20 protein-coding genes and 1 pseudogene are annotated in these 21,167 nt (G+C 72.7%); 16 read left to right on the top strand and 5 right to left on the bottom strand.

What is annotated here, in order from left to right; all coding sequences use genetic code 11:
* Window positions 1-44: 44 nt before the first annotated feature.
* Window positions 45-803 carry an SDR family NAD(P)-dependent oxidoreductase gene (locus ACTMTB_RS26600; protein WP_441148934.1) on the top strand — a complete coding sequence of 253 codons (759 nt, stop codon included), beginning with the start codon at window positions 45-47 and terminating at the stop codon, window positions 801-803.
* A 25-nt stretch (window positions 804-828) separates the two neighbouring features.
* Here ACTMTB_RS26600 and ACTMTB_RS26595 read toward each other — a convergent pair whose 3' ends face one another.
* Window positions 829-1,788: an acetylxylan esterase gene (locus ACTMTB_RS26595; protein WP_441148933.1), complete on the bottom strand. Its 960-nt coding sequence runs from the start codon at window positions 1,786-1,788 to the stop codon at window positions 829-831.
* A 201-nt stretch (window positions 1,789-1,989) separates the two neighbouring features.
* On the opposite strand from ACTMTB_RS26595, the gene ACTMTB_RS26590 reads away from it, so the two are divergent.
* The 3 genes from ACTMTB_RS26590 to ACTMTB_RS26580 all read left to right on the top strand — a co-directional run bounded on the left by ACTMTB_RS26590 (window position 1,990) and on the right by ACTMTB_RS26580 (window position 5,564).
* On the top strand, window positions 1,990-3,156 hold the full coding sequence (locus ACTMTB_RS26590) for an ROK family transcriptional regulator (RefSeq protein WP_441148932.1): 1,167 nt from the start codon (window positions 1,990-1,992) through the stop codon (window positions 3,154-3,156).
* A gap of 81 nt (window positions 3,157-3,237) precedes the next feature.
* The gene (locus ACTMTB_RS26585) at window positions 3,238-5,202 is read left to right on the top strand and encodes an alpha-galactosidase D (RefSeq protein ID WP_441148931.1); all 1,965 of its coding nucleotides are present in this window, start codon (window positions 3,238-3,240) and stop codon (window positions 5,200-5,202) included.
* Between the two features lie 206 nt (window positions 5,203-5,408).
* Window positions 5,409-5,564: a hypothetical protein gene (locus ACTMTB_RS26580; RefSeq protein WP_280838622.1), complete on the top strand. Its 156-nt coding sequence runs from the start codon at window positions 5,409-5,411 to the stop codon at window positions 5,562-5,564.
* A 180-nt stretch (window positions 5,565-5,744) separates the two neighbouring features.
* On the opposite strand, the gene ACTMTB_RS26575 is transcribed toward ACTMTB_RS26580, so the two are convergent.
* Complete coding sequence (locus tag ACTMTB_RS26575) at window positions 5,745-6,734, bottom strand: sigma-70 family RNA polymerase sigma factor (RefSeq protein ID WP_441148930.1); 990 nt, start codon at window positions 6,732-6,734, stop codon at window positions 5,745-5,747.
* A gap of 103 nt (window positions 6,735-6,837) precedes the next feature.
* Here ACTMTB_RS26575 and ACTMTB_RS26570 point away from each other — a divergent pair, with 103 nt between their 5' ends.
* From ACTMTB_RS26570 to ygiD, 3 genes are all read left to right on the top strand, one after another.
* Entirely contained in the window at window positions 6,838-7,470 is a 633-nt protein-coding gene (locus ACTMTB_RS26570) for a maleylpyruvate isomerase family mycothiol-dependent enzyme (protein ID WP_441148929.1), read from the top strand.
* Window positions 7,471-7,560: 90 nt separating this feature from the next.
* Window positions 7,561-8,100 (top strand): RNA 2'-phosphotransferase, encoded by a 540-nt coding sequence (locus ACTMTB_RS26565; RefSeq protein ID WP_441148928.1) that lies wholly within the window; start codon window positions 7,561-7,563, stop codon window positions 8,098-8,100.
* A 77-nt stretch (window positions 8,101-8,177) separates the two neighbouring features.
* Window positions 8,178-9,047, top strand: coding sequence for a 4,5-DOPA dioxygenase extradiol (gene ygiD / locus ACTMTB_RS26560; protein WP_441148927.1), 870 nt, complete (start codon window positions 8,178-8,180; stop codon window positions 9,045-9,047).
* 12 nt (window positions 9,048-9,059) lie between these two features.
* On the opposite strand, the gene ACTMTB_RS26555 is transcribed toward ygiD, so the two are convergent.
* Window positions 9,060-9,719, bottom strand: coding sequence for a TetR/AcrR family transcriptional regulator (locus tag ACTMTB_RS26555; RefSeq protein WP_441148926.1), 660 nt, complete (start codon window positions 9,717-9,719; stop codon window positions 9,060-9,062).
* Window positions 9,716-10,930 carry an acyl-CoA dehydrogenase family protein gene (locus ACTMTB_RS26550; protein WP_441148925.1) on the bottom strand — a complete coding sequence of 405 codons (1,215 nt, stop codon included), beginning with the start codon at window positions 10,928-10,930 and terminating at the stop codon, window positions 9,716-9,718. Before ACTMTB_RS26550 ends, ACTMTB_RS26555 begins: the two co-directional genes overlap by 4 nt.
* A 121-nt stretch (window positions 10,931-11,051) precedes the next feature.
* On the opposite strand from ACTMTB_RS26550, the gene ACTMTB_RS26545 reads away from it, so the two are divergent.
* The 8 genes from ACTMTB_RS26545 to ACTMTB_RS26510 all read left to right on the top strand — a co-directional run bounded on the left by ACTMTB_RS26545 (window position 11,052) and on the right by ACTMTB_RS26510 (window position 19,457).
* Window positions 11,052-11,804: an SDR family NAD(P)-dependent oxidoreductase gene (locus ACTMTB_RS26545; RefSeq protein ID WP_441148989.1), complete on the top strand. Its 753-nt coding sequence runs from the start codon at window positions 11,052-11,054 to the stop codon at window positions 11,802-11,804.
* 76 nt (window positions 11,805-11,880) lie between these two features.
* A complete protein-coding gene (locus tag ACTMTB_RS26540) occupies window positions 11,881-13,434 on the top strand; it encodes a long-chain-fatty-acid--CoA ligase (protein WP_441148924.1) in 1,554 nt (517 codons plus the stop codon).
* A 195-nt stretch (window positions 13,435-13,629) separates the two neighbouring features.
* The gene (locus ACTMTB_RS26535) at window positions 13,630-14,475 is read left to right on the top strand and encodes an ABC transporter ATP-binding protein (protein ID WP_441148923.1); all 846 of its coding nucleotides are present in this window, start codon (window positions 13,630-13,632) and stop codon (window positions 14,473-14,475) included.
* On the top strand, window positions 14,472-15,188 hold the full coding sequence (locus ACTMTB_RS26530; protein ID WP_441148922.1) for an ABC transporter ATP-binding protein: 717 nt from the start codon (window positions 14,472-14,474) through the stop codon (window positions 15,186-15,188). Before ACTMTB_RS26535 ends, ACTMTB_RS26530 begins: the two co-directional genes overlap by 4 nt.
* A gap of 28 nt (window positions 15,189-15,216) precedes the next feature.
* The gene (locus ACTMTB_RS26525) at window positions 15,217-16,095 is read left to right on the top strand and encodes a branched-chain amino acid ABC transporter permease (protein WP_357616097.1); all 879 of its coding nucleotides are present in this window, start codon (window positions 15,217-15,219) and stop codon (window positions 16,093-16,095) included.
* Window positions 16,092-17,231, top strand: coding sequence for a branched-chain amino acid ABC transporter permease (locus tag ACTMTB_RS26520; RefSeq protein WP_441148921.1), 1,140 nt, complete (start codon window positions 16,092-16,094; stop codon window positions 17,229-17,231). Before ACTMTB_RS26525 ends, ACTMTB_RS26520 begins: the two co-directional genes overlap by 4 nt.
* Before the next feature lie 52 nt (window positions 17,232-17,283).
* Window positions 17,284-18,555, top strand: a complete 1,272-nt coding sequence (locus ACTMTB_RS26515; protein WP_441148920.1) for an ABC transporter substrate-binding protein — start codon at window positions 17,284-17,286, stop codon at window positions 18,553-18,555.
* A 275-nt stretch (window positions 18,556-18,830) separates the two neighbouring features.
* The gene (locus ACTMTB_RS26510) at window positions 18,831-19,457 is read left to right on the top strand and encodes a TetR/AcrR family transcriptional regulator (protein ID WP_441148919.1); all 627 of its coding nucleotides are present in this window, start codon (window positions 18,831-18,833) and stop codon (window positions 19,455-19,457) included.
* A gap of 45 nt (window positions 19,458-19,502) precedes the next feature.
* On the opposite strand, the pseudogene ACTMTB_RS26505 reads toward ACTMTB_RS26510, so the two are convergent.
* Window positions 19,503-19,787 (bottom strand): annotated as a pseudogene (locus ACTMTB_RS26505) (family 1 glycosylhydrolase); the annotation flags it as partial.
* A 161-nt stretch (window positions 19,788-19,948) separates the two neighbouring features.
* On the opposite strand from ACTMTB_RS26505, the gene ACTMTB_RS26500 reads away from it, so the two are divergent.
* Complete coding sequence (locus tag ACTMTB_RS26500; RefSeq protein ID WP_441148918.1) at window positions 19,949-21,148, top strand: ROK family transcriptional regulator; 1,200 nt, start codon at window positions 19,949-19,951, stop codon at window positions 21,146-21,148.
* Window positions 21,149-21,167: the final 19 nt, after the last annotated feature.

Here is a 21,167-nt window from a genome sequence, read left to right as displayed (position 1 = left end):
GGTGCAGCGGCTCCGACGACTGCCGGAATGAGAAGGAGACGTTCATGACCTGTGACGGACTGGTCGCCGTGGTGACCGGGGGTGGTTCGGGGATCGGCCGCGCCTGCACCGATGCGCTGCTCGCCGCGGGGGCCCGGGTGGTCGTGCTGGACCTGGACCCGTCAGGTGCGCCGTCCGGACCGGCGGTCCGCGCCGTGCGGGCCGACGTAGCGGACCGCGCCTCCCTGGCGGCCGGCATCGCCGCCGCCGTGGACGCCTTCGGCCGCCTGGACATCCTCGTCAACAACGCCGGCATCTCGGCGGTCGGCGCCGTCGAGGACAACGACGACGCCCAGTGGGCCCGCGTGCTGGACGTGAACGTCGCCGGGGTGGCCCGCACCAGCGCGGTCGCGCTGCCCCACCTCCGCCGGTCACCGGCGGCGGCCATCGTCAACGTGTCCTCCATCGCGGCGACCGCCGGCCTGCCCCGCCGGGCGCTGTACTCCGCGTCCAAGGGCGCCGTGCACGCCCTCACCCTGGCCATGGCCGCGGATCTGATCGGCGACGGCGTACGGGTGAACTGCGTGGCGCCCGGCACGGTGGACACCCCCTGGGTCACCCGGCTGCTCGCCGGCGCCGACGACCCGGCCGCGGAGCGGCGGCTGCTCGCCGCGCGTCAGCCGACCGGCCGCCTGGTCAGCGCCACGGAGGTCGCCGCGGCGGTGGTGTACCTCGCCTCACCCGCCGCGGGAGCTGTCACCGGGACTTCACTCGCCGTCGACGGCGGCATGGCCGGTCTGCGGCTCCCGGCACGGCGCAGCTGAGCGGCCGGCGCCGCCGATCGGGGGCTCAGGCCGCCAACAGGTCGCGCAGCCAGCGCAGTTGGATCGGTGGCTGGAACGTCGCCCCGCCCTCGTGCCCGTTGTACGGCCAGATCTGCAGCTCCTTCGGGCCGGCGTAGTGGTTGTACGCGGCGAACACCGTGGACGGTGGACATACGTCGTCCATCAGCGCGACCGAGTAGAGCGCCGGTGCGGTGGCCCGCGCCGCGAAGTGCACGCCGTCGAAGTAGCTCAGCGTATGGAAGACCTGCTCGATCCGGTCGCGGTTCGTCGCGCAGAAGTCGGCCAGTTCCTGGTACGGGTGGGTGTCGGTGATCTCGGTGGCCCGCCGGAAGTGGGTCAGGAACGGCAGGTCGATGAGCGCGCCTCGTACCTGGGAGTGCAGGCCGGCCACCGCCTGCGCGATCCCGCCGCCCTGGCTGGCACCGGCGACGAGGATCCGGCTGTCGTCCACCTCGGGATGGCTGGCCGCCGCGTCCACCGCCCGCACCGCGTCGGTGAACAACCGGCGGTAGTAGTACTGCTCGGGGTCCAGCACGCCGCGGGTCAGGACGCCGCCGTGCTGCGGCGAGTCGCTGCCCGGCAGATCCACGGTGTCGCCGTCGCCCTGGCCGCGGGAGTCCATGACGAACACCGCGTACCCGGCCGCCGGCCACAGCAGCCACTCGTGGGGCCGGCCCCGGCCGCCGCCGTAGCCGATGAACTGCACGACGCACGGCAGTGGCCCGGCCGTGTCCGCCGGGGTGAGGAACCAGCCGGCCACCCGCTGCCCGCCGGAGCCGCTGAACCGTACGTCGTGGACGTGCACCCGGGGTAGCAGGGCGTCGTACGGGGTGAACTCCGTCGCCAGGTCGTGCTCGGCCGCGGCGGACAGCGTGGCATGCCAGAACGCCTCGAAGTCGTCCGGCTCGGCGCGTTGCGGGCGGTAGGCGCGCAGCTCGGCGAGGGGCAGATCGAACAGGGCCACGGCGACTGCCTTTCTTGCTGCTCGCTGCCGGGTACGTACGCTCGGCAACCGGCACCGCCCTGGTCAGCGCCGGCGCGACTCCCCAATGGACGTGCCGCAGGTGTCTCCGTGGGCGTGCGTGACGGGCTGGCTGAGCGTAGGACTCCCGGTCAGCCGGAATCAATACTTGACGAAGTTAATTATTGAACCTAGGTTTCGGCTATGTTTCCCGAGACCGGCTTGGGCTCGCTCGCCGTCGCCCCGGCGGCAACGGCGGTGTTCACCGCCGTACTGACCGAAGGTCCATTGAGCCGGGTCAGTCTCGCGCGCCGGCTCGGGCTGTCCTCCGCCGCCGTCACCAAGGCCGCGCGCCCGCTCATCGACACGGGTTACCTGCATGAGCTGGCCGCGACCGAACGCACCGGTCCGGGCGCCGGACGCCCGGCCAGTCCACTGGCCGTACGCGCGGACCGCGAGTTCTTCGTCGGGGTGAAGATCACCGCCGATGAACTCATCGGCGTCGTCTGCGACCTCCGTGCGGCGGTACGGGCCACGGCCCGCCGGCCGCTGACCGCCCCCGACGTCGAGGCCGTCCTCACCGACCTCGGCCAGCTCGTCGACGGGCTGCTCGACGGCCCCGGCGACTACCGGGTCCGCACCCGCCGGCTGGGGCTCGCCATCTCCGGCGACGTGGATCGCACCACCGGGCTGGTCCGGTACTCGCCGTTCCTGCGGTGGCGCAACGTCCCGCTCGGCCAGCGCGCGGCCCGGATCACCGGGCTCGCCGCCACGGTGGAGAACGACGTGAAGGCGCTCACCGCCGCTGAGCACTGGTTCGGCGAGGGGGTGGGCGCCGAGTCCTTCGCCCTCGTCACCGTGGGCACCGGCATCGGCTGCGGCCTGGTCGTCCACGGCCGGCTGGTCTCCGGCTCGCACGGCGTCGCCGGCGAGATCGGTCACCTCGCCGTCGACGCCGATGGCCCCAGTTGCCACTGCGGTGGTCGCGGCTGCGTGGAGGCCATCGCCGGCACCCAGGCCATCGTCCGGCAGGCCCGGGAACGCACCGGTCGGCCCGAACTCACCATTGACGCCGCGGTGGCCCTGGCCCGCGCCGGTGACGAGCAGGTCGGTGCCGTCTTCGCCCGTGCCGGCAACGCGATCGGCTCCGGCATCGCGGCCGTGGCGAACCTGGTCGGCCCCGCCCGGATCGTCGTGTCCGGCGAGGGGCTGGCCGCCTACGACCTGTTCGAGGCGCACATCCGCACCGGCTTCGAGCGCCAGGCGTTCGGTGCCGCCGCCCAGTGCCCGCTCTCCATCCGCCCGCTGCCCTTCGAGGAGTGGGCGCGCGGAGCGGCTGCCGTGAGCATCCAGTCGCTCGTCGTTCCCTGAACCATCGGCGTCAATCCGGCCCCCGGCCGGCCATATCGCAACAGGCACCACCCTCGGCCCCCCAAACCAGGAGGTGTGACTGTGAGGTCACCGTTACGCACCACCGCGCAGCGAGTCGAACCACCCACCCGGCGCGAGAGCCGGGTCCGCACGGGCGTGGCCCTCGCCGCCACCCTCGCGGTGGCCATCGGCGCGGGCGCGATCCCGGCGCAGGCTGCCGCACCCGGCGCGAAGACGCGGGCTGCCGCACCCGGTCCGAAACCGAGCCCAGCGCCGAACAGCGCGGGGGCCGGCGCCACCACGAAGGACCCGTCGCCCGCCGACCGGGCGGCCGCGCACAAGGCGGCCGCCGGGGCGGCGGCGGAGGGCGTCGCGGCCCGCCCCTACCTGGGGTGGAGCAGTTGGAGCCTGCAGGCCACCAAGTACCCGGGGGTCAACCCGAACGGTCCCGCGAGCTGGCTGAACGAGGCCAACGTCCTCCAGCAGGCCGACGTGCTCGCCACGAAGCTCAAGCCCTACGGCTACGAGTACGTCAACATCGACGCGGGCTGGTCCACCAACTACCAATGGGAGATCAACTCCGACGGGTACGGGCGCGAGATCGCCTCGCCCGAACGGTTCCCGCACGGCATGAAGTACGTCGCCGACGCCGTCCACGCCAAGGGCCTCAAGGCCGGCATCTACCTCACCGTCGGGCTGAACAAGCCCCTGTACGGCGGCGGCACGGTACCGATCTGGAACGCCCCCGGCTGCACCACCGCCGACATCGTCTACCCGGACCTGCGTACGACGAACGGCTGGGACGGGGCGTACAAGATCGATTTCTCGAAGCCCTGCGCGCAGAAGTATGTCGACTCGCAGGCACAGCTGATCGCCGACTGGGGCTATGACTTCCTCAAGTTCGACGGCGTCGGCCCGGGCTCGTTCCGCAGCGGCGACAACTACAACAACGTCGCGGACGTCGCCGCCTGGCACGCGGCCATCGCCAGGACCGGACGCCCGATCGAGTTTCTCCTGTCCTGGTCGCTCGACCGCAACCACGCCGCCGACTGGAAGCGGTACTCCAACGGCTGGCGGATCGACACCGACGTGGAGTGCTACTGCGACACGCTGGTGACCTGGAACAACTCCGTGAAGGTCCGGTGGGACAACGTACCCGGCTGGACGCCCTGGGCCGGCCCCGGCGGCTGGAACAACCTCGACTCCCTCAACGTCGGCAACGGTGAGATGGACGGCATCACCGAGGACGAGCGGCAGAGCTACATGACGCTGTGGGCGATCTCGGCGGCCCCGCTCTACATCGGTGACGACCTCACCAAGCTCGACGCGTACGGCCTCTCCCTGCTCACCAACCGCGAGGTGATCGCGATCGACCAGCAGGGCATCCCGGCCCGGCCGGTTACCCCGACCGGCCCCACGCAGGTCTGGGGAATGAAGAACGCTGACAACTCGTACACCGTCGCGCTGTTCAACATGGGCAGCCTCCCCGCCCAGGTCACCGCCAACTGGAGCAGCTTCGGCTTCGGTGGCACCGCCACCGTCCGTGACGTGTGGCGGAGCGAAGAACTGGGCGTGCACAACGGCGCGATCTCGGCGACCCTGCCGTCGCACGGTTCCCGGCTGTTCAAGGTCACCCCGACGGGTGTTGCCCCCAAGGTGGCCAGCTACGAGGCGGAGGCCAGCACGAACACCCTCGTGCGGGGCGCCTCGGTCGGCGGCTGTGCCAACTGCTCCGGCGGCGCGAAGGTTGGCAACCTCTACAACGGCGGCGCCCTGCGCATCAACGGCGTCACCGTGCCGAAGACGGGCACCTACCAGGTGAACATCCGCTACACCACGAACGACCCGCGCTCGGCGACCGTCTCGGCCAACGGCCAGAATGCCGTCACCCTGGCCTTCCCGCCCAGCGGTGGTTGGGACATCCCGGCCACCGTGACCGTAGCGATGCAGTTGCGTGCCGGCGCCAACACGATCGAGATCGACAGCACGACGCCGGTCTACTCACCGGACATCGACAAGGTCGAGGTGCCGCTGACCGTACGGTAGGCACGGCTCGTCGGGGGGCCGGAGCGGCACTGCCGCCCCGGCCCCCACGCCATCCAGACGCTACGCTCTGTGACCGTGGCCATACGGGTAATGCTTGCTCGATCAGGTAACCGAGGACTAATTTTGCTTCGTCAAGCAAGTAAAAATTCCTCACCGTTCCGCGCATCCAGATGCCTACCGCGCCCCGTGTCGTTCAGGAGTCGGACATGATTTTTGGGCCAGTTCGTCGCAGCTACCGCGACGAGCAACAATGTCGATCGGCCCGGCGGCGGATCCGGGAGACGCTCGCGGTCCGCCGGGCCGCCGCAGCGGTCGGGCAGCAGAGCGTCGAACTACCCGACGAGGCGAAGTCGGCCGCATGACACGGCGCGACCGCCGGCGGAGGCGATGAGCCACGTCGTGTCGGGGGTGCCGTCGGTGAGCGCGCGCGACCAGGCGTGGCGGTATCTCATCGGATATGCCAGTTACGCGGCCGGTACCCGACTCGCACCGTCCGTCCGCTCCGCGTGACCCCGCGAGTTCCCGGGCCGGGCCCGGGGGCGTCAGGCTGCCGGCGCCGGACCGGTCGAGCGGGCCGGCGGGCCGAACAGCGGCAGCAGCCGGTCCGCGTCGAGGTAGGTGATGATGCCCCGCACCCGGTCGCCGGCGAGGTCCAGGATGACCAGCCCGAAGGGCCGGTGGACGCCGTCGGGCCCCAGCCGGGTCTGCCAGTACGCCGGTGCGCCGTTCGCCGCGGTGGGTACCAGCCGCGAGCCCGCGCACGAGGCCGCCGGGTCGGACAGCGCCTGCGCGATCCGGTCCCGGCCGCGCAGCCACCAGCGCAACGGCGGCATCGACATGGTGGCGTCGGCGTGCAGCAGAGCCACCAGGGCCGGTACGTCGTGGCGTTCGAACGCGGTGCAGTAACGGGTCAGCAGCTCGCGCTGGGCCGCGTCGGCGGGCCGGACCGGCTCCCCGGGGTCGGGGGCGACCGTGCGCAGGGTGGACCGGGCCCGCTGGAGCGCGCTGTTCACCGACGCGACGCTGGCGTCCAGCAGGTGCGCGACCTCGTCGGCCCGCCAGCAGAGCACGTCGCGCAGGATCAGCACGGCCCGCTGTCGGGGCGGCAGGTGTTGCAGGGCGGCCACGAACGCCAGCCGGATGCTCTCCCGCCGCAGCGCCTGCTCCGCCGGGTCGCCGTACCCGGGCAGCACCCGGTCGTCCGGGACCGGCTGGACCCACACGTGCTCCGGTGCCGGCGCCCCGAGCGCCGCACCGGCCTCGGCGGCGGGGCCGAGGTCCATCGCCCGGGCCCGCCGTTGCGCGCCGCGCAGCATGTCCAGGCAGACGTTCGTCGCGATCCGGTAGGCCCAGGTCCGCAGCGACCCGCGGGCCGGGTCGTAGCGGTCGGACGCCCGCCAGATGCGGGTCAACGTCTCCTGCACGGCGTCCTCGGCCTCGAACCCGGAGCCGAGCATCCGGTAGCAGAAGCCGGTCAGTTCGGTGCGCAGCAGCTCGACCGGGACGTCCTCGGCGACCGCTCTCACCCGCACCCGGCGACCATACGCCCACCGACCGATGAGTTTCGCGGGTCCGGCCCGTATCAGTTGCGAGGGCCCCGCGAAGGGTGCCCCGCACTGGACGAAAGGAATCCGGATGACCGACGACGATGTCCGCGCCGCGGTGGTGGCGGAACGGGCGGAACTGGTCGACCTGCTGGCGGCGCTGCCCGCCGATCGGTGGGACGCGCCGACGCTGTGCGACGGGTGGCGGGTGCGGGAGGTCGTCGCGCACACCACGATGCCGTTCCGGACCTCGGTCGGGCGGGCCCTGATGGAGTTGGCCAGGGCGCGCGGGAACGTCAACCGGATGGCCGACCGGACCGCCCGCCGCGACGCCGCCGCGCTGTCGCCCGCGCAGTTGCTCGCGGCGCTGCGGGACAACGTCGAGCACCGGTGGACGCCGCCGGGCGGGGGCGTGCGCGGGGCGCTCTCCCATGACGTCATCCACGGCCTGGACGTCACCGTCGGCCTCGGGCTGGACCGCCGCGTCCCACCGGAGCGGGTAGCCATGGTGCTGACCGGGATGTCGCCGCGCAACGTGGCGTTCTTCGGCACCGACCTGAGCGGCGTCCAGCTCCGGGCGACCGACCTCGACTGGTGCCACGGCGAGGGCACACCCGTGCGCGGGCTCGCCCAGGATCTGCTGCTGGTGGTCTGCGGGCGCCGGCTCCCGTCCGGCCGGCTCGACGGCCCGGCGGCGACCCGGTTCAGTCGGCGGGACCCGTAGCGGGCGCGCGCCTCGCCCCGGGCCCGGGCGCGTCCGGGGCGAGGCGGTATCCCGTCGCCACCGCGTCCGGCCATGGTCGACAATGGTGCGATGGACGATCGGGCGCTGGTGCGGCTGAGCAAGCGGATGTCACTGGCACTGCGCCACCAGCCCGGGAAGTTCGGCCTGGCGCCGGACCGGGCCGGCTGGGTCACCGTGGACGACCTGCTCGCCGCCCTGCGGATCGACCGCGCCGACGTCGACGCCGTCGTGGCCGGTAACGACAAGCAGCGCTTCGCCGTCGAGCGGGGCGCCGACGGGGTGGAGCGGATCCGGGCCAGCCAGGGGCACTCCATCCCCGTCGACCTCCAGCTGGAGCCCACCGCGCCGCCGGAGCACCTGTACCACGGCACCGGCGCGGCCGCGCTCGACTCGATCCGGGCCACCGGCCTGCACCGGGGCGGGCGGCACCACGTACACCTGTCGCCGGACGTGGCGACGGCCCGGCGGGTCGGCGCCCGCCGCAGCGGGACGGTGGTGGTGCTCACCGTCGACGCGGCGGCGATGGCCCGCGACGGGCACGTCTTCTACCGCAGCGCGAACGGGGTGTGGCTGACCGACGCGGTGCCGCCGGCCTACCTCGTCGCCTGACGGCGCGTTCCGCGCCCGATCGGCCGCGACGCCGACCACGCCGGATTACCCTCGGACCACGACCCGGAGGGAGCGGCATGAGCGGTCAGACCAGCCCCGGCACGATGCCCGCCGCCTTCTTCGGCCACGGCAACCCGATGAACGCCCTGGCGGTCAACCGCTACACCTCGGCCTGGCGGGCGTTCGGGCGGGCGGTGCCACGGCCCCGGGCGATCCTGGTGATCTCGGCGCACTGGTACATCGGCGCGACCGCCGTCACCGCGATGCCCCGGCCGCGCACGATCCACGACTTCTACGGCTTCCCCCCGCAGCTCTTCGACGTCGAGTACCCGGCGCCGGGCCTGCCCGAGCTGGCCGAGGAGGTCAGCGACCTGGTGCATCCCACCTGGGTGGGCGCCGACGTGGACTCGTGGGGCATCGACCACGGCACCTGGTCGGTGCTGACCCACGCCTTCCCGGCGGCGGACATCCCGGTGGTGCAGCTGAGCATCAACGCCTTCAAGGGGCTGGACTACCACCTGGGGCTGGGCGCCCAGCTCGCGCCGCTGCGCGAGCGCGGGGTGCTCATCGTGGCCAGCGGCAACGTGGTGCACAACCTGGGCGGGGTGGATCCGCAGCTCGTCGACCAGGGCTTCGACTGGGCGCGGCGCTTCGACGACGCGGCCCGCGAGGTGATGCGGACCGAGCCCTCCGAGGCGGCCCGGCTGGACGCCCACCGCGACTTCGGGTCGGCGGTGCCGACGCCGGACCACTTCATCCCGCTGCTCTATCTCGCCGGCATCGCCGGTGCGACCAGGACCCGGCCCGAGGTGCTGGTGAACGGGTACGCGTACGGGTCGTTGTCGATGACGGCGTACACCCTGGGGTTGGCCTGCCCGGGTGGCGACCAGCCGGCGGGCGCGCCGTCGCTGCCGGCCGACGTGCCGGCCGACTCGGCGAACATCTGACCCCGGCCGGCGTCAGCCCCGCGCCGGGTCCCCGCTCGGCGCGGACTCGGCCGTGGCGCGCACGCCGTCGACGAACAGCGCGACGAGCTGGTGGCCGACCTCGGTGAAGGTCAGCGGCCCGTCCGGGTGGAACCAGGTGTGGATATTGCCCAGGGCGCTGAGGAACGTGTGGGTGACCACGGTGGCGGAGACGTCGGCGCGGACCACGCCGGCCAACTGGGCCTCGTGCACCAGGTCGCGGAACAGGTCGTGGTAGCGCCGGCGCTCCCGGCGGGTGGCCTCGGCGTGCTCGTCGTCGAGCAGGTGCGCCGAGCGGGCCCAGACGGTCAGCTCGGCCAGGTGTTCGGCGGTGTGTTCGACCACGTCGAGGGCCGCGGCGCGCAGCCGCTCCCCGACCGGCCCGTCGCCGGCCGCGATCTCGGCCAGCCGCCGGGTCTGCTCCGCGAGCAGTTCCCGGTAGATGCTGGTCAGCAGCTCGGACTTCGACCCGAACCAGTGGTACAGCGCCCCCTTGGTCACCTCCGCCGCCGCCACGATCTCCTGGACGCTCGTCGCCTCGTAGCCGCGCCGGGCGAACAGCTCGGTGGCGGCCGCGACGATGCTCTGCCGGGCCGATCCGCGGGGTGCCCGCCGTCGCTCGGTGGTGACGGCGGCCTCGGTCACCACGGTCACCGCGACTCCAGCTGGCGGCGGATCTCCCGGCGGGCCACGTCGCGCACGTGCACCTCGTCGGGGCCGTCGGCGATGCGCAGGGTACGGACGCCCGCGTACATCGCCGCGAGCGGGAAGTCGTCGGACACGCCGGCCCCGCCGTGCACCTGGATGGCCCGGTCGAGCACCTCCAGCGCGACGCGGGGCGCGATCACCTTGATCGCGGCGATCTCGGTGCGGGCGGCCTTGGCACCGTACCGGTCGATCATCCAGGCCGCCTTGAGGGTGAGCAGCCGCGCCTGCTCGATCGCCATCCGCGACTCGGCGATCTGCTGCTGCACCACGCCCTGGCGGGCCAGCTCCTGACCGAAGGCGACCCGGGTGGTGGCGCGGCGCACCATCAGGCTCAGCGCCCGCTCGGCCAGGCCGATGGCGCGCATGCAGTGATGGATGCGGCCGGGGCCGAGCCGGGCCTGGGCGAGGGCGAAGCCGCCGCCCTCCTCGCCGAGCAGGTGCGACGCCGGGACCCGGACGTCGGTGAAGACGACCTCGCCGTGGCCGTGCTGGTCGTGGTAGCCGAAGACGGGCAGCGAGCGCACCACCTCGACGCCGGGGGTGTCCACCGGGACCAGGATCATCGACTGCTGGCGGTGGGTGTCCGCCGACGGGTCGGTCTTGCCCATCACGATCATGACAGCGCAGCGCGGGTCGGCGATGCCGGTGGTCCACCACTTGCGGCCGTTGATGACGTACGAGTCGCCGTCGCGCTCGATGCGGGTGCGGACGTTGGTGGCGTCGCTGGAGGCCACGTCCGGCTCGGTCATCGCGAAGGCAGACCGGATCTCGCCGTCGAGCAGCGGGCGCAGCCAGCGCTCCTTCTGCTCGTCCGTGCCGAACATGTGCAGGATCTCCATGTTGCCGGTGTCCGGGGCGGCGCAGTTGACGGCCTCCGGGGCCAGCTCGATGGAGCGGCCGGTCAGCTCCGCGAGGGGGGCGTACTCCAGGTTGGTCAGCCCGGAGACGTCGGGCAGGAACAGGTTCCACAGCCCCCGGCGGCGCGCCTCGGCCTTGAGTTCCTCGACGACCGCGGGCAGGTGGTGGCGGCGGCCGGCCTCGGTGAGTTCGGCGCGCTGGGCCGCGTAGACCGGTTCGGCGGGGTAGACGTGGTCGTCCATGAACTCCTGGAGCCGCTTGAGGTACTCGGCGGACCGTGCGCTCGGTTCGAAATCCATGGCTGGCTCCCCATTGACGGGTGTGTCGGCGGCTCGCTACCGTCGCCGGACGCCGAACATACCGGCTGGTCGGTATGGCGTCCAGAGCACCGTGACCGTGAGGAGCCCCAGGGTGAGCGTGATGGACCGGTTCCGCCTCGACGGGAAGGTCGCCGTCGTCACCGGCGCCTCCTCCGGCCTGGGGGTGTCGTTCGCCCGCGCGCTCGCCGAGGCCGGTGCCGACGTCGTGCTCGGCGCCCGCCGCGTCGAGCGCCTGCCGGAGACGGGCAAGCTGGTCGAGGCGGCCGGCCGGCGGTACGCGGCCCGCGCCACCGACGTCAGCCGGCCCGAGGACTGCCAGGCGCTGGTCGCCACCGCCATCGAGCAGTTCGGTCGGGTGGACGTGCTGGTCAACAACGCCGGGGTCGGCACCGCCGTGCCCGCCTCCCGGGAGTCCCCGGAGCAGTTCCGCTCGGTCGTCGACGTCAACCTGATGGGCAGCTACTGGATGGCACAGGCGTTCGCCCGGGCGGCGACCGGCGGCGGCGCCATCGTCAACATCTCCAGCGTCATCGGCCTGCGCCCGGGCGGCATTCCGCAGGCCGCGTACGCCGCCAGCAAGGCCGGTGTCATCGGCCTGACCCGCGACCTGGCGGCACAGTGGACCGGCCGCAAGGGCATCCGGGTCAACTGCATCGCCCCCGGCTTCTTCGCCTCGGAGATGAGCGACCAGCTCGAGCCGGGCACCTTCGAGATGGTCAAGGCGCTCGCCCCGGCCGGGCGGCTCGGCGAGCACGAGGAGCTCGCCGCCACGCTGATCTGGCTCGCCAGCGACGCCTCGTCGTACGTGACCGGGGTGACCGTGCCGGTCGACGGCGGCCTCGTCATGCCTTGACGCCCGAGGGCGGAGGGCGTAGACCGGCTGTCACGTTGCTCGATGTCCCGCGACTCGCCGTACAGGAGGAGCACCGATGAGCTTCAACCTCGCGACCATCCTCCGGGAGCCCCGCCGGGCGCATCCCGACAAGCCGCTCTGCCACCTCGACCACCTGACCTTCAGCTATCGCCAGGTGGACGAGATCTCCGGGCGGGTCGCCGCCGGCCTGCTCGGGCTGGGCCTGCGCCGGGGCGACAAGGTGGCGGTGCAGCTGCCGAACGTGCCGCAGTTCCTCTTCGCCTACTTCGCCGTCCTCAAGGCGGGCCTGGTCATGGTGCCGCTCAACCCGCTGCTGCGCGCCGGTGAGGTCGCGTACCACCTGGCGGACTCCGACACCAAGGTCCTCATCACCTTCGAGCTGTTCGCGCAGGAGGCGGCCAAGGGGGCCGCCGAGGTCGACGGCGTGACGACGTACGTGGTCAACCTGCCGGGCAGCGACCGGCGGCCCGACGGCACCCGGCACTTCGACGAGCTGTACGCGGCCGAGGACACCGGCGAGATCGCGCCGACGGCCGCCGACGACACGGCCGTGCTGCTCTACACCAGCGGCACCACCGGTCGGCCCAAGGGCGCCGAGCTGACCCACTTCCAGCTCTACATGAACTGCACCGTCGGCGGCGAGCTGTTCGGCTTCCGCGACGACGACATCGGCCTGGCCGTCCTGCCGCTGTTCCACGTCTTCGGCCTCTCCAGCGTGCTCAACGTGGCCGTGCGCTACGGCGGCACCATCGTGCTCGTGCCGCGCTTCGAGGTGGGGCCGGTGGTCGACGCCATCGAGCGGCACCGGTGCACGATCTTCTCCGGCGTACCCACCATGTACTTCGCCCTGTTGCAGGCCGACCTCACCGGTCGGGACCTCTCCTCGCTGCGGGTCGGCGTCTCCGGTGGGGCGGCGATCCCCGGCGAGGTGATCCGGTCCTTCGAGGAGCGGTTCCCGGGCGTGGTGATCCTGGAGGGGTACGGGCTGTCGGAGACGGCCAGCACGACGACGTTCAACATCAGCGCCGAGCAGCGCAAGGTGCTCTCCATCGGCAAGCCGATCTGGGGCGTGGAGACGCGCATCGTCGACGACGCGGACCGGCCGCTGCCGCCCGGGCCCGAGCACGTCGGCGAGATCGTCGTCCGCGGCCACAACGTGATGAAGGGCTACTACAAGAATCCCGAGGCGACCGCCGAGGCGTTCCGTGGCGGCTGGTTCCACACCGGAGACCTGGCGTACGCCGACTCAGACGGCTACCTGTTCATCGTCGACCGCAAGAAGGACATGATCATCCGGGGTGGCTACAACGTCTACCCCCGGGAGGTCGAGGAGGTCCTGTACGCCCACCCGGCGGTCGTCGAGGCGGCGGTGCTCGGCCGCCCCGACGCCAAGCTGGGGGAGGAGGTGGTGGCGGTGCTCAGCGTCACGCCGGACGCGGAGGTGACGCCCGACGACCTGGTGGCGTACTGCCGGGAGCGGCTCGCCGCGTACAAGTACCCGCGGCAGGTCCGCATCGTGGCCGAACTGCCGAAGGGCCCGACCGGCAAGCTGCTCAAGCGCGAGTTGAAGAAAGACCTGCTGGAAACGCCTGCACAGGAAGTGCAATAGCTCTCACGAATCCGGTCGATGGCGGCCCGGGTCGCCCTCATTGTCCTGGTAAGACCCGTCCACATCACAGCGTCGTAACAAGTCATTGACGGTCTCCGCTCGAAAAGTACACTCCCGGTGTAATAACCACCCCCTGATGCTTCGCCCGAGTCGCACCGCGTTTTCCCCCGTCGCCGCGTCCCGTAGAAGGTGAAGATGAGCCCACCACCCACCGACACTCCCGCCGACGGCACCGACCTGGTCCTGCGCGAGGTCGGCGTCCGGTTCGGCGGACTGGTCGCGCTGGACGGCGTCTCCCTGCGGGTGCCGCCCGGCCGGATCGTCGGCGTCATCGGCCCGAACGGCGCCGGGAAGACCACCCTGTTCAACGTGGTCTGCGGCTTCGTCCCGCCGACCAGCGGCTCGCTGACCCTCGACGGCCGGCCGTTCCGGCCGCGTCCGCACCGCCTCACCCGCCTGGGCATCGCCCGCACGTTGCAGGGCGTCGGACTCTTCCCCGGCCTCACCGTCGTCGAGAACGTCATGGCCGGCGCCAGCCACGCCGCCCGGGCCGGCTTCACCACCGCCCTGTTCGGCCTGCCCCGCAGCGACCGTGACGAACGGCGGCTGCGCGAACAGGCCCTCGACCTGCTCACCGAGCTGGGCGTCGGGCGGCACGCCGCCGCCGCGCCCGGCACCCTGCCGTACGCGGTGCGCAAGCGGGTCGCCCTCGCCCGCGCCCTGATCGCCCGACCCCGCCTGCTGCTGCTCGACGAGCCGGCCGGCGGGCTCGGCGCCGAGGACATCGGCGAGCTGGCCGAGCTGATCACCGGGCTGCCCGGCCGGGCCGACGCCGCCTGCTCGATCATGCTCGTCGAGCACCACATGGACCTGGTCATGTCCGTCTGCCACGAGATCGTGGTGCTGGACTTCGGCAAGGTCATCGCCGCCGGCACCCCGGAGCAGGTCCGCGACGACCCGCTGGTGACCGAGGCGTACCTCGGCGCCGACGTCCCGGCCGGCGCCACCGGCACCGCCGCCGGTCCGGTGGTCGCGCCGTGAGCGCCATCCTGGCGGTCGACGGGCTCAGCTCCGGCTACGGCCCGGTGCCGGTGCTGCGCGATGTCACCTTCGAGGTGCCGACCGGGACCATCGCCGCCGTCCTGGGCGCCAACGGCGCCGGCAAGACCACCCTGCTGCGTACCCTGTCCGGCCTGCTGCGTCCCACCACCGGCCAGGTCCGGTTCGACGGCGCGGACCTGCGCGGCGTCCGCGTCGAGGCGCTGGTGCACCGCGGCCTGGCGCACGTGCCCGAGGGCCGCGGCATCGTCGCCGAGCTGACCGTCGAGGAGAACCTGCGCCTCGGCGGGCTGTGGCGCCGCGACCGCGCCGACGCCCGGCGCGCCCAGGACGAGGTGTACGAGCTGTTCGAGCCGCTGGCCCGGCGGCGACGGCACGCCGGGCACCAGCTCTCCGGCGGGGAGCGGCAGATGCTCGCCCTCGGTCGGGCGCTGATCGCCCGGCCCCGGCTGCTGCTGCTCGACGAGCCGTCGCTCGGCCTCGCACCCCGGGTCACCGCGCAGATCATGGCGCTGCTGCGCCGGCTCTGCGACGACACCGGGTTGACCGTCCTGCTCGTTGAGCAGAACGTGCGCAGTGCCCTCTCCGTCGCCGACCAGGGCGTCGTCATGTCCCTGGGCCGCGTCGTCATGGCCACCCCGGCGGCGCAGCTTCGCGACGACGAGACGCTACGTCACGCGTACCTCGGGTTCTGACCACCCCACCCGTAGGAAGGATCCGTTCTTGGACCGGTTCTTGTTCCTCACCTTCGACGGACTGTCCACCGGCGCCGTCTACGCGGCGTTCGCCCTCGCCCTGGTGCTCATCTGGCGGGCGGCCCGTCTGGTCAACTTCGCGCAGGGCGCGATGGCGGTGGCGACGGCCTACGTCGGCTACGCCGTCGCCTCCGCCACCGGTTCGTACTGGCTGGGCCTGGGCGCGGCCGTCCTCGCCGGGCTGGCGATGGGTGCGCTCGTCGAGCGGGTGCTGATGCGCTTCGTCGGTCACGCCAACCCGCTCAACGACGTCATCGTCGCCCTCGGCCTGGTGCTGCTGATCCAGGCGGTGCTCGGCATGGTCTTCGGCAACGAGTACCGGCCGGCGGCCGCGCCGTTCGACACCGACGCCCTGTCGATCGGCGGGATCGCCGCACTGTCCCCGTACGACCTGTGGGTCCTCGGCGCCGTCCTGGTGGTCGTGGTGCTGCTCGCGCTGCTGTTCACCCGTACGCCGATTGGCCTGCGGATGCGGGCCTCCGCCTTCGCTCCCGAGGTGTCCCGGCTGCTCGGGGTGAACGTCAACCGGATGCTCACGGTCGGCTGGGCGCTGGCCGCCGCGGTCGGCGCCCTCGCCGGCATGCTGGTCATCCCCACCGGGCTGGGGCTGCACCCGCACGCGATGGACCTGGTCTTCGTCGTCGCGTTCACCGCCGCCGTCGTCGGCGGCCTGGACAGCCCCGCCGGGGCGGTGGTCGGCGGCCTGCTGGTCGGCCTGATCCTGTCCTACGTCACCGGCTACCTCGGCCCGGACACCACGCCGCTGGCCGTCCTCGTCCTGCTGCTGGCGGTCCTGCTGGTCCGCCCCGGCGGGCTCTTCTCCAGCGCGAGAGCGAGGCACGTGTGACCACCACCCAGCCCGACGTGTCCACGGCCGAACCGCCACCCGGCCGGCCGTCACCGCTGCGCCGGCTGCTGCCCGGCGCGCCGGACGCCGCCCCGGCGGGCGGCTCCACGCTGCTGCGCCACCTGGTCCCGGCCGTGCTCGCCGGCACCCTGGTCGTGCTGCTGACCAACCAGTTGCCGCCGTACCAGAACCTCCAGGTCGCCCGGGTCTGCGCGTTCCTCTGCGTCACCGCCGGCTACACCGTCCTGGTCGGGCTCAACGGCCAGCTCTCGCTCGGGCACGGGGCGCTGATGGCGACCGGCGCGTACACCGTCGCGCTGGTCCAGCGGGCCTTCGAGGCGCGCGCGGTGCAGGGCCGGTGGATCCTGCCGCTGTCCCTGCTGGCCGCCGTCGCGGTGACCGCGGCGGCCGGGCTGGTCATCGGGCTGGCCGCCGCCCGGCTGCGCGGGCCGTACCTGGCCGGCGTGACCCTGACCGTCGCCACCCTGGTCCCGGCGATCGCCACGATCTTCACCGGCGTCTTCAACGGCGAGCAGGGGCTGCGCTTCCCGGCGGAGACGCCGCCGGCGTTCCTGGGGTCGTACTTCCAGCCGGAACGGTGGCTGGCCTGGGTCGCGCTGCTCGCCGCGCTGCTGACCATGCTGCTCATGGCGAACCTGGTGCGCAGCCGGTTCGGCCGGTCCCTGCGCGCCGTCCGCGACGACGAGGTGGCCGCCCGGCTCGCCGGCATCCACGTCGCCCGCAACCAGGTGCTCGCCTTCGTGGTGAGCGCCGCCTGCGCCGGCCTGGGCGGTGGCGTGTACGCGATGTTGACCGCCACCGTGGCCCCCGGCAAGTTCGCCCTCGACCTGTCGCTGTTCCTGCTGATGGCCATCGTGATCGGTGGGCTGGGCAGCCTCGCCGGGGCGGTCTGGGGAGCGGTCCTGCTGGTGGCCCTGCAGGACCTGCCGAGCCTCGTCACCGACACCTTCACCCTGCCCGCGGGCCTCGCCCAGCGACTGGAGGGCAACCTGGCCCTCGCCGTGTTCGGTCTGATCCTCATCGTCGTCATGCTCGCGGCCCCGGGCGGCCTCCAGGGCGCCGCCCGCAGGCTCACCGCACGCCTCCGGCCGGGCCGCCGGACCCCGCACCCCTGACTCTCCCGGTTCCACCCCACCCCGTTTCGCACCTGCACTGGAATGGAGAACCATGCATCCCACCACACGCCGCGTACTCGCGGCCACAGCCGGCCTCGCGCTGTTGGTCGGCGCGTCGGCCTGCGCCAACGACGAGCAGCAGGCGGCCGAGAACGTCCCGGGCGTCACCGACACCGAGGTCGTGATCGGCACCCACCAGCCACTCACCGGCCCCGCCGCGGCCGGCTACTCGAAGATCTCCGCCGCCACCAAGGCGTACTTCGAGCACGTCAACAGCAAGGGCGGCGTCAACGGCCGGAAGATCGTCTACAAGGTGATGGACGACGGCTACAACCCGGCGAACACCGACAACGTCGTCCGCAAGCTCGTCCTCGACGACAAGGTCTTCGCGCTCCTCGGCGGCCTCGGCACCCCCACCCACACCAACGTGCTGGAGTTCGTCAAGACGCAGAAGGTGCCCGACCTCTTCGTCTCCTCCGGCAGCCGCAACTGGAACCAGCCCGAGAAGTACCCGACCACCTTCGGCTGGCAGCCCGACTACACCGTCGAGGGCAAGATCCTCGCCACCTTCGTCAAGCAGCAGTTCCCCGGCCAGAAGGTGTGCCACTTCGGGCAGAACGACGACTTCGGCCGCGACTCCCTCGCCGGGGTGGAGAAGATCCTCGGGCCGGTGGTCGCCAAGCAGACCTACACCCCCACCAACCCGCAGGTCGGCCCGGCGATCGGCGCGCTGAAGGCCGCCGGCTGCCAGGTGGTGATCTCGGCGAGCATCCCGGGCTTCACCGCGCTGGCCATGGGCCAGGCCGCCGGGCAGGGGTTCCGGGCGCAGTGGGTGGTGTCCAATGTCGGCGCCGACTACACCACGCTCTCCGGCCAGCTCGGCGACAAGAAGGTGATCCTTGAGGGGATGATCGCCGACAACTACCTGCCGATGGCGAACGACCCGAGCGACCCGTGGATCAAGGAGTACACCAAGATCCACCAGCAGTACAACGCTGCCAACCCGATCGACGGCAACGCCGTCTACGGCTACTCGATGGCGTACACCTTCGTGCAGGCGCTGCTCGCGGCCGGCAAGGACCTGACCCGCGAGAAGCTGGTCGAGGCGGTGCGCAAGGGCGGCTTCACCGGGCCGGGCCTGACCCCGTTCCGCTACAGCAAGGACGTCCACGCCGGCTACAGCGGCGTGCGGATGAACAAGGTGCAGAACGGCGTCCAGGCGTACTTCGGCCCGACCTACACCACCGACGACGGTGACGGCGCCGTCACCGAGCTGACCGGTGCGCCGGCCGCGCCGCCGGCGGAGGCGATCCCGACGAGCTGATCCGCGACCGCCGCCGGCCACCGCGCTGCGGCGCTCGGTCCCGGGCCGCCACCCGACGGGTGGCGGCCCGGTCTCGTTGTTGGCCAACGCGGCCAGCCGGGCCTGGCCGACCACGCGCCGGTCACGGTGGCCAACAGGTCGCACGTAGGGTGCGCATTGTCGAGCCAACTGGTCGCGGATCGGCGGAGCGGAAGCCCTCCGAACCCCGCTTGCCCTATGTCGATACACTGCCGGTGCAGATTTCTCGGTAGCCGCCGACGACAGGGGACCATCACATGATCGACGTGGACGCCGACGGGCCGGCACGGGTGGACGGGCGCTCGGCGCGCGCCGAGCGTACCCGCACCGCCATCGTCGACGCGCACCTCGCGCTGATCGACGAGGGGGACCTGCGGCCCACCGGGGAGCGCATCGCCGAACGCGCGGGGGTGTCGCTGCGTACCTTGTGGACCAACTTCAAGGACATGGAGACCCTGTTCGCCGCGACCGGCCGGCGGGTCAGCGAGCGGCAGGAGTCGATGGTCCGACCGATTTCGCCGGACTTGCCGCTCACCCGGCGGGTCGGGGAGTTCAGCGTCCAGCGCGCCCGGATGCTGGAGGTGCTGGCGCCCTCGGCCCGCGCCTCCGCGCTGCGCGAGCCCTTCTCGCCGCAGCTGCGCCGCAACCGCGAGGGCAACATCGCCCGGGTACGCGGCGAGATCGAGACCGTCTTCGGCCCGGAGCTGGCGCACGCCGGGCCGGGACGTGAGCAGCTGCTCGACGCGCTGACCGTGGCGAGCACCTGGTCGACCTGGTCGATGCTGCGCGACGCGATGGGCCTGGACGTCGAGGCGGCGCGGGCCACCCTGACGCGGATCCTGGGCGCGCTGCTCGTCGACGCCATCGCCGCCGGGCTGCGCTGACGGCCCGGCCGCCCGCCGGGTGACCCGGCGGGCGGCCGGGGCCGGTCAGCCGCTGACCGGGACCGCCTCGGTCGATCCGGCCAGCCGCTGGTGGGCGCGGATCAGCTCGGCGTAGCGCAGCCCGCTGGCCTTGACCGTGCGCCGCTGGGTGGCGTAGTCGACGTGCACCAGGCCGAAGCGCTTGTCGTAGCCGTAGGCCCACTCGAAGTTGTCCAGCAGGGACCAGACGAAGTAGCCGTCCAGCGGCACGCCACGCTCGCGCACCGCCGCGCAGGCCGCCAGGTGTCCCTCCAGGTACGCGGTCCGCTCCAGGTCATCGACCGTCCCCTCGGGGTGACCCGGGCGGTGGGGCGGGGAGCGAACGGAGACCGTCGATCCCGACGGGTTACATCACGCCTAATTAATGTCGTCATTGAAGTGGTTGTCCGAAGGGCCGCCAAGCATGGGGACGTACAGTCGCCCGGGCGGCCGAGGAGGATGCGAGGTGGCAAGTGGAGCTGGTGCGAGCGACGAACCGGGGGCTCCGGCTGCGCAACCGGTCCACCCTGCTGACGAAGGTCTTCCTCGACGGCCCGCTGACCCGGCAGGACCTGGTGCGCAGCAGCGGGCTGAGCCAGCCCGCGGTGAGCAACGTCGTCGGTGACCTGATCGACGAGGGGCTGGTGGTGGAGGCGGGCGCGGCCTCGTCCGACGGGGGGCGGCCGAGCATGATGCTCCGGGTCGCGCCGGGGTTCGCCGCCGTGATCGGCGTCGACGTGGGGGAGACCCGGGTCCGGGTCGAGCTGTTCGACCTGGCGATGACGCTGCTGGCCAGCGGCGAGTACCCGCTGGACCCGGCCCGCACCGAGCCCGCCGAGGTGGCCGGCCACGTGCTGGCCGGCATCGACGCGGTGACCGCCCGCGCGGGCGTCGCGGCGGCCGACGTGCTCGGCGTCGGCATCGGCGTCTCCGGGGTGGTCGAGCAGGGCGCCCAGGCGGTGGTGCACGCCCAGGCCCTCGGTTGGGACCGCGTTCCGCTGCAACGGCTGATCGCCGACGGGACCGACCTGCCGCTGCACCTCGACAACGGGGCCAAGACCCTCGGCCAGGCGGAGATGTGGTTCGGCGCCGGCCGGGGCGCCCGGCACGCCGTGTTCGCGCTGGTCGGCTCCGGCGTCGGCGCGGCCGTGGTGACCAACGGGATCACCTACCGGGGGGCGTCCAGCAGCGCCGGCGAGTGGGGGCACACCACCCTCATGTACGGCGGCCGGGCCTGTCGCTGCGGCGCCCGGGGCTGCCTGGAGGCGTACGTCGGGGCTGAGGCGATCATCGACCGCTACCGGGAGGCCCGCCGGGGCCGGCCGGTGCCCGGCGACGACGAGGAGTCCCAGCTCGCCGCGCTGGTCGACGCGGCGGCCACCTCGGCCACCGCCCGGCGGGTGCTCGACGAGACCGCCGGCTACCTCGGCGCCGGGGTGGCCAACCTGATCAACCTGTTCAATCCGGAGCGGGTGGTGCTCGGCGGCTGGGCCGCCATGGCCCTCGGCGACCTGCTGCCGGCCATCCGGGCGGCCACCGGCCGGCAGGCGCTGCGCCAGCCGTACGAGCAGGCGTCGATCCAGCTCGGCCGGCTGGGGGTGGACGCGGTGGCGTTGGGCGCGGCGACCCTGCCCATCGCTCGGCTGCTCGCCTCGGGCGGCGTACGCGACTGACCGTCACCGGGCCCGCTGG

Source organism: Micromonospora sp. L32 (assembly GCF_052068055.1).
Taxonomy (GTDB): Bacteria; Actinomycetota; Actinomycetes; order Mycobacteriales; family Micromonosporaceae; genus Micromonospora; species Micromonospora purpureochromogenes.
This window is presented reverse-complemented; position numbering and strand designations above follow the sequence as displayed.